This is a genomic window from Megasphaera intestinihominis (assembly GCF_040096415.1).
Taxonomy (GTDB): domain Bacteria; phylum Bacillota; class Negativicutes; order Veillonellales; family Megasphaeraceae; genus Megasphaera; species Megasphaera intestinihominis.
This window is the reverse complement of sequence record NZ_JBBMEU010000098.1, coordinates 1-5,766: the sequence shown is the minus strand read 5'-3', so window position 1 is coordinate 5,766 and position 5,766 is coordinate 1. Positions and strand designations below refer to the sequence as shown.

Genomic DNA, 5,766 nt, shown 5'->3' with positions numbered 1-5,766 from the left:
GCTTGCATAAAGTGTAAAGGATGTCCTTGCACAAAATGTAAACGATGTTATTCTTGACACACGTGGCGCCCCTACAGAAAAAGGCGCTGTCTTCATGGGACAGCGCCTTTTTCTATCCCCTGGAAGCGAGTATAATAAGGTATCATATAATCATGGAGGGCATAACGATGGATGAACGGGAATGGGAACAGTTATTGCATATCAAAACGGCTGGCCGCGACGACAGCCATTCCGATGGGGAGCACCATCCTTATGAGCCGACGGATTACGGCGTCCTCGAACGATTGGCCAACAGCGGCTATATTGGCAAGAGGGATACGCTCATCGATTACGGCAGCGGCAAAGGACGGGTCAGCTTCTTCCTGGCTTATCAGACGCGCTGTCAGGCCATCGGTGTGGAATACGACCGGCGGCTGTGGGAAAAAGCCCTGGCCAATGGACAGACGGCGGCGTCCCGGCGGCGCGTGACTTTCGTCTTGGCCGATGCCGTGGAGTACGAGGTCCCGCCGCAGGGGAATCGTTTCTTTTTCTTCAACCCCTTTGCCCTGCACACGCTGAAGCGGGTCCTGGGGAAACTTTTCGACGCCCATTACCAGGCGCCGCGGCCGATGCGCCTGTTTTTCTATTATCCTTATGAAGAAACAGAAGCTTTCCTGACGCATCATCCCAACCTCGTCGTTGAAGACGTCATCGACTGCCGGGACCTGTTCGATGAGGACGATGACCGGGAAAAAATCCTGGTCCTGCGGCTGCGTGACTGATTATCGGCAATTTATCTTATGAAAATATTCAAGTTAAACGATTGATAAATTGCCGATAACGGCATAAAATTGAATTAACGATTCTTAAAGAAGGAGAATGATTACTATGATAGACACGGAACACGTTGTACAGCGTTTTTTGAAGTATGTTTCTTTTGATACCCAGTCCGATGAAGACAATGATGCCGTCTGCCCGAGTACACCGGGACAGCTGGTCTTTGCCAAGGCCTTGGCAGAGGAACTGAAGGCAATCGGCTTGTCTGATGTCACCTTGGATGAACACGGATATATCATGGCCACGCTGCCGGCCAACGGGGCAGAAGGCCCGGTCGTCGGCTTCATTTCTCATGTCGATACCAGTTCCGATGCATCGGGGAAGGACATCAAGCCCGTCCGGGTCACTGATTATGACGGCAAGGATGTCGTCCTCAACGAAGCAAGGGGCATCGTCTTTTCGACGAAGGCTTTTCCGGAAGTCCTGAAATACAAAGGCCAGGACATCCTTTTTACGGATGGGACGACCCTCCTCGGGGCCGACGATAAAGCGGGCATCACGGCTATCGTCAGCGCTATGGAATACCTCATCCAGCACCCGGACATCACTCACGGGATGATCCGCATCGGCTTCACGCCTGATGAAGAAACGGGGCGCAGTGCGGCTTTGTTCGATGTGAAGCAGTTTGCTGCCGACTTTGCCTATACTGTCGACGGCGGCGAACTGGGCGGTCTGGAATATGAAAACTTCAATGCTGCCAACCCGGTCATCACCTTCCATGGCCGCAGCGTCCATACAGGCGACGCCAAAGGAAAGATGGTCAACGCATTGTCGATTGCCGCAGAATGGCAGCAGCTCCTGCCGGCCGGGGAAAAACCGGAATACACCGAAGGCCATGAAGGCTTCTTCCACGTCTATAAACTGAATGGCGACGTCGAAACGTGCACGATGCACATGCTCGTCCGCGACCACGACCGCCAGCGTTTTGAACGGCGCAAGGCCCTGCTGCAGCAGATGGCCGATTTCTTCAATGAAAAATACGGCGATGGGACCGTTGTCGTCACGCCGTAGATGTCTATTATAATATGCTGGAAAAAATCGAAGACGGCCATATGGATGTCGTCGACTTGGCCAAAGAAGCCATGGAAGCAGTCGGCGTCACGCCGCAGGTCGCTCCTATCCGCGGCGGTACGGACGGGGCCCAGCTCTCTTTCCGCGGCCTGCCGTGCCCGAACCTGTTCACTGGCGGCGCCAACTTCCACGGCCGCTATGAATACCTGCCCATTCCGTCGCTGGTCAAGGCCTGCGAAACGGTCATCGAAATCGCCAAGCGGGCAGCTAAACGTCCGTAGGCGCCGGATGGTCCTGCAACGATGAACAACCTGTGAGAAGACAAGACCTTCGTAGGGGCCGTCCCAAAGGGCGGCCCGCCTGATATGATGGTGTATACGTAATGCATAACGGGTGATGTGTGAAAACATTCCTCATATACCTGAATAGTTATATCCAAGATTCACAGCGGGACGCCTTAGCAGGACGTCCCCTACGGAGCGGTTCAGGCGATGTGGCGATTCTCGTCATTCTCAGGATGGGGAATGATAAAAGGGGGAATTTTGATGAAAGAGATTACTCATGATATGTTAGCCCAGTTCCGCACGGCTTATGAAGCCGACGGGCAGGCCCAGGTCCTTCATTCGGCCCTGGCCAAGACGGACATGGCTGACCTGGCTTATGTCCCCGTGGCCGGTGCCCGCCTTAAAGGCGCTTTTTCGGTCGAAGTGAAGACGCGGGGCATTACGGCCCAGCAGAAATCAGGCCGTTGCTGGCTCTTTGCGGCTTTGAATATCCTGCGGGAAAAGGTGGCCGAAACGTGCCACCTCGACCAGTTCGAGCTGTCCCAGAATTACTTGTCTTTTTACGATAAATTGGAAAAAGCCAACAATTTCCTGGAAATGGTCATCGACAACGCCCAGGAACCCATAAAAGGCCAGCTCATGCAGTACGTCCTGCGGGGCATGACTGACGGCGGCTATTGGAGCGAAGCCGTGGACCTCATCGAAAAATACGGCGTCGTGCCCAAACAGGTCCAGCCGGAAACGTATCAGTCCAACCACATAGACCGCTTTGTAGCGACATTGAACCGCCTCCTGCGCAAAGATGCCATGGAGTTGCGGGAACTCGTCCAGGACGGTGCGGACCCGTATCCGCGCAAGGCGGCCATGATGGCCGAAGTCTACAAGGCTGCCTGCATCGCCTTTGGCCAGCCTGTCCAGACCTTTGACTTCGCCTACCGCGATAAAGACGGCAACTACCATGAAGAGCGGGACCTGACGCCGCAGGCTTTCTATCAGAAATACGTCGGCCTGTCCCTGCGCGATTATGTCGCCGTCATCAATGAACCGACGGCAGATAAGCCGCTGGATACGCCCATCCAGTTCCATGCCGTCGAAAATATGGCCGGCTGCGACATGAAGGCCCTGAACCTGTCGCAGGAAGCCCTGGAAGAACTCTGCGTCAAACAGTTGAAAAACGGTCAGGCCATCTGGTTCGCCTGCGATGCCGGGGCCTTCGGCGCCCGCAAGGAAGGTATCTGGGACCCGGCCAGCGTCCAGTACGAAGCCCTTTTGGGCGGCTTTTCGACGGCCATGCCCAAGGGCAAACGGCTGGAGTATAACAGTAGTTCGGCGACTCACGCCATGTTGCTCACAGGCGTCCATTTCGACAAGGAAGGCAAGCCGGACCGTTGGAAAATCGAAAATTCCTGGGGCAAGGATGTCGGCGACAAAGGCTATTTCGTCTGCTCTGAAGCTTATTTCCAGGAATTCGTCTACGAAGCCGTCATCGACCGCCGTCATTTCAGCCCGGCCCAATTAGCCATGCTGGAAAAAGACCCTGTCGTCATCAACGCCTGGGACGAAGATTATTAGAAGGGAAGGCTTTTATGTATACGTTTGATGGCAAGGCCTATGACTGCCCCTTCGATTGTTTCATCGACATCATCAAAGGCAAATGGCGGACGTCTATCTTACTGGCCCTGGCAGATGGGCCGGTGTTCTTCGCCAAGCTGCAGCGGTGCCTGCCGGGCATCAGTGCCAAAGTGCTGACGGAGAACCTCCACGTCTTCGATCGCAACGGCCTGGTCCGGCGGAACGTCCATGCCACGGTACCGCCGACTGTCGAATACAGCCTGACCGACAGAGGGGAAAAGCTGATCCATGTCATGCAGGGCATCAACGGCTGGGTCGATGGCTTTTTTGGAAAATAAAAAGAGACTGTCTTCGTGCGACAGCCTCTCTTTGGGGAAGCGTTAGAACATCGTATTGTCGTTGGCTGCTTTTTCCGGGATATCCTGGATGACATCCCAGTGTTCTACGATTTTGCCGTCTTTGATGCGGAAAATGTCGACAGCAGCCTGACCACGGTCTGCTTTATTGAGTTTGATGTGATTGTGGATGAAGACCAGGTCGCCATCGGCGCCGATGTGCTTGATGACGGCCGAGCTGTCCGGATAGGCTTTCAGGAAGCCCGTGACGCCATCTTTAAAGGCCTGTTTGCCATCGGCGAATTCCGGGCTGTGCTGTTTGTATTTGGGACCGACCATCGTGTCGATGACGGCTGTGTCGTGTTTGTTAAATACTTCATTCCAGAAATATTCAGCTGCGGCTTTGTTGCTTTTGAAATGGGGCGTATCGGCTGCCAGCGATGTCCCCATGGGCAGGCAGCCGACAAGGGCCAGGGTCAGGCCTAAAAGGATTGATTTTTTGTTCATGTAAAAGGACCTCCTTGATTGATGACCTTATTATAAATAATCTTTCTCAGTTATGGAAGAAGGCACTTTCGGGTCAGGTCCTTACGTAGAGGTAAGTATTGGCCTTTTCACTCAGGGAGGGATTTTCATGGCATTTTCTATCGTTCACGGCGATATTGTCCAAATGGGAACGGATGCTATCGTCAATGCAGCCAATTCTGGCCTTCTCGCCGGCAGCGGTGTCTGCGGGGCCATTTTCCACGCTGTCGGGCCGCGGGCCCGGGAACTCCAGGAAGCCTGCCTGGCCCAGGCGCCCTGCCCGACGGGGCAGTCGGTATTGACGGACAGTTACGGATTGAAGGCGAAATACATCATCCACACCGTCGGTCCCATCTGGCAGGGCGGCCAAAGGGGAGAACGGAACCTGCTGGCCAGCTGTTATGCCACGGCCCTGGAACTGGCAGCGTCGCACGGCTGCCGGTCCAGCGCCTTTCCCCTCATTTCGGCAGGCATCTTTGGCTACCCGAAAGCAGAAGCCTTGGATGTCGCCCGGGAAGCGGCAGCGGCTTTCTTGAAAAATCATGACATGGATATTTACTTGGTCTTATATCCCTAGGAAAGGAAAACATTGTGATTCGCAATATTGTACATGACGTCATCTTCTTGGGCCGTAAGTCCGAAGCGGCGACGAAAGATGATTTGCCCGTCGTCCAGGACCTGCTCGACACGCTGAAGGCCAACCGCATGACCTGTGTCGGCATGGCGGCCAATATGATTGGTTCTTTGAAGCGCATCATCGTCGTCCATACGGATAGGGGCGACGAAATTTTCATCAACCCGGTCATCGAAAAGAAGGCCGATCCTTTTGAGGCCGAAGAAGGCTGTCTGTCCCTGGTCGGCACGCGGAAGACAACGCGCTACCGGAAGATACAGGTGTTCTACCAGGACCGCCGCTTCCGCAAACACCGCCAGACCTTTACCGGCTGGACGGCCCAGATCATCCAGCACGAATGTGACCACCTGGACGGCATCATAATATAGAAAGGACGCCTGCAGGACATCCGCAGGCCGCAGGGTATCGCACGAAGGTTTCTGCCATCGGGCTCGGTCCCTTTTGTTTTTTAATTTAAAATCCTTCGCTAACCACTAACAACTTAAAAGGGGTTGTCGTCATGCGGCAAGCCCTTTTTGCGCGCAATATGGTATAATAGGCTAGTGGCTAGTGGCTAGTGGCTAGTGGCTAGTGGCTAGTGGCTAGTGGC

The 5,766-nt window shown here is 54.4% G+C and carries 8 protein-coding genes; 7 read left to right on the top strand and 1 reads right to left on the bottom strand.

Annotated elements, in window-relative coordinates; translation table 11 throughout:
• Window positions 1-167: 167 nt before the first annotated feature.
• From WMO23_RS10770 to WMO23_RS10750, 5 genes are all read left to right on the top strand, one after another.
• A complete protein-coding gene (locus WMO23_RS10770) occupies window positions 168-761 on the top strand; it encodes a class I SAM-dependent methyltransferase (protein ID WP_020723766.1) in 594 nt (197 codons plus the stop codon).
• A 106-nt stretch (window positions 762-867) separates the two neighbouring features.
• On the top strand, window positions 868-1,827 hold the full coding sequence (gene pepT / locus WMO23_RS10765; RefSeq protein WP_349174051.1) for a peptidase T: 960 nt from the start codon (window positions 868-870) through the stop codon (window positions 1,825-1,827).
• A 14-nt stretch (window positions 1,828-1,841) separates the two neighbouring features.
• Complete coding sequence (locus WMO23_RS10760) at window positions 1,842-2,108, top strand: M20/M25/M40 family metallo-hydrolase (protein WP_349174050.1); 267 nt, start codon at window positions 1,842-1,844, stop codon at window positions 2,106-2,108.
• Window positions 2,109-2,372: 264 nt separating this feature from the next.
• Entirely contained in the window at window positions 2,373-3,683 is a 1,311-nt protein-coding gene (locus tag WMO23_RS10755) for a C1 family peptidase (RefSeq protein ID WP_292108318.1), read from the top strand.
• Window positions 3,684-3,697: 14 nt separating this feature from the next.
• On the top strand, window positions 3,698-4,021 hold the full coding sequence (locus tag WMO23_RS10750) for a winged helix-turn-helix transcriptional regulator (protein WP_020310343.1): 324 nt from the start codon (window positions 3,698-3,700) through the stop codon (window positions 4,019-4,021).
• A 42-nt stretch (window positions 4,022-4,063) separates the two neighbouring features.
• On the opposite strand, the gene WMO23_RS10745 is transcribed toward WMO23_RS10750, so the two are convergent.
• Window positions 4,064-4,525: a nuclear transport factor 2 family protein gene (locus WMO23_RS10745; protein WP_020310344.1), complete on the bottom strand. Its 462-nt coding sequence runs from the start codon at window positions 4,523-4,525 to the stop codon at window positions 4,064-4,066.
• A gap of 127 nt (window positions 4,526-4,652) precedes the next feature.
• On the opposite strand from WMO23_RS10745, the gene WMO23_RS10740 reads away from it, so the two are divergent.
• Together WMO23_RS10740 and WMO23_RS10735 are read left to right on the top strand one after the other, a co-directional pair.
• Window positions 4,653-5,120 carry a macro domain-containing protein gene (locus WMO23_RS10740; RefSeq protein WP_020310345.1) on the top strand — a complete coding sequence of 156 codons (468 nt, stop codon included), beginning with the start codon at window positions 4,653-4,655 and terminating at the stop codon, window positions 5,118-5,120.
• A gap of 14 nt (window positions 5,121-5,134) precedes the next feature.
• Window positions 5,135-5,545 (top strand): peptide deformylase, encoded by a 411-nt coding sequence (locus WMO23_RS10735; protein WP_020310346.1) that lies wholly within the window; start codon window positions 5,135-5,137, stop codon window positions 5,543-5,545.
• Window positions 5,546-5,766 lie beyond the last annotated feature (221 nt).

What these genes read in the sequence shown, in the direction of transcription:
- pepT (WP_349174051.1), top strand. Translation starts at nt 868, where the DNA reads ATGATAGACACGGAACACGTTGTACAGCGTTTTTTGAAGTATGTTTCT.
- WMO23_RS10770 (WP_020723766.1), top strand. Translation starts at nt 168, where the DNA reads ATGGATGAACGGGAATGGGAACAGTTATTGCATATCAAAACGGCTGGC.
- WMO23_RS10745 (WP_020310344.1), bottom strand. Translation starts at nt 4,525, where the DNA reads ATGAACAAAAAATCAATCCTTTTAGGCCTGACCCTGGCCCTTGTCGGC.
- WMO23_RS10760 (WP_349174050.1), top strand. Translation starts at nt 1,842, where the DNA reads ATGCTGGAAAAAATCGAAGACGGCCATATGGATGTCGTCGACTTGGCC.
- WMO23_RS10750 (WP_020310343.1), top strand. Translation starts at nt 3,698, where the DNA reads ATGTATACGTTTGATGGCAAGGCCTATGACTGCCCCTTCGATTGTTTC.
- WMO23_RS10755 (WP_292108318.1), top strand. Translation starts at nt 2,373, where the DNA reads ATGAAAGAGATTACTCATGATATGTTAGCCCAGTTCCGCACGGCTTAT.
- WMO23_RS10740 (WP_020310345.1), top strand. Translation starts at nt 4,653, where the DNA reads ATGGCATTTTCTATCGTTCACGGCGATATTGTCCAAATGGGAACGGAT.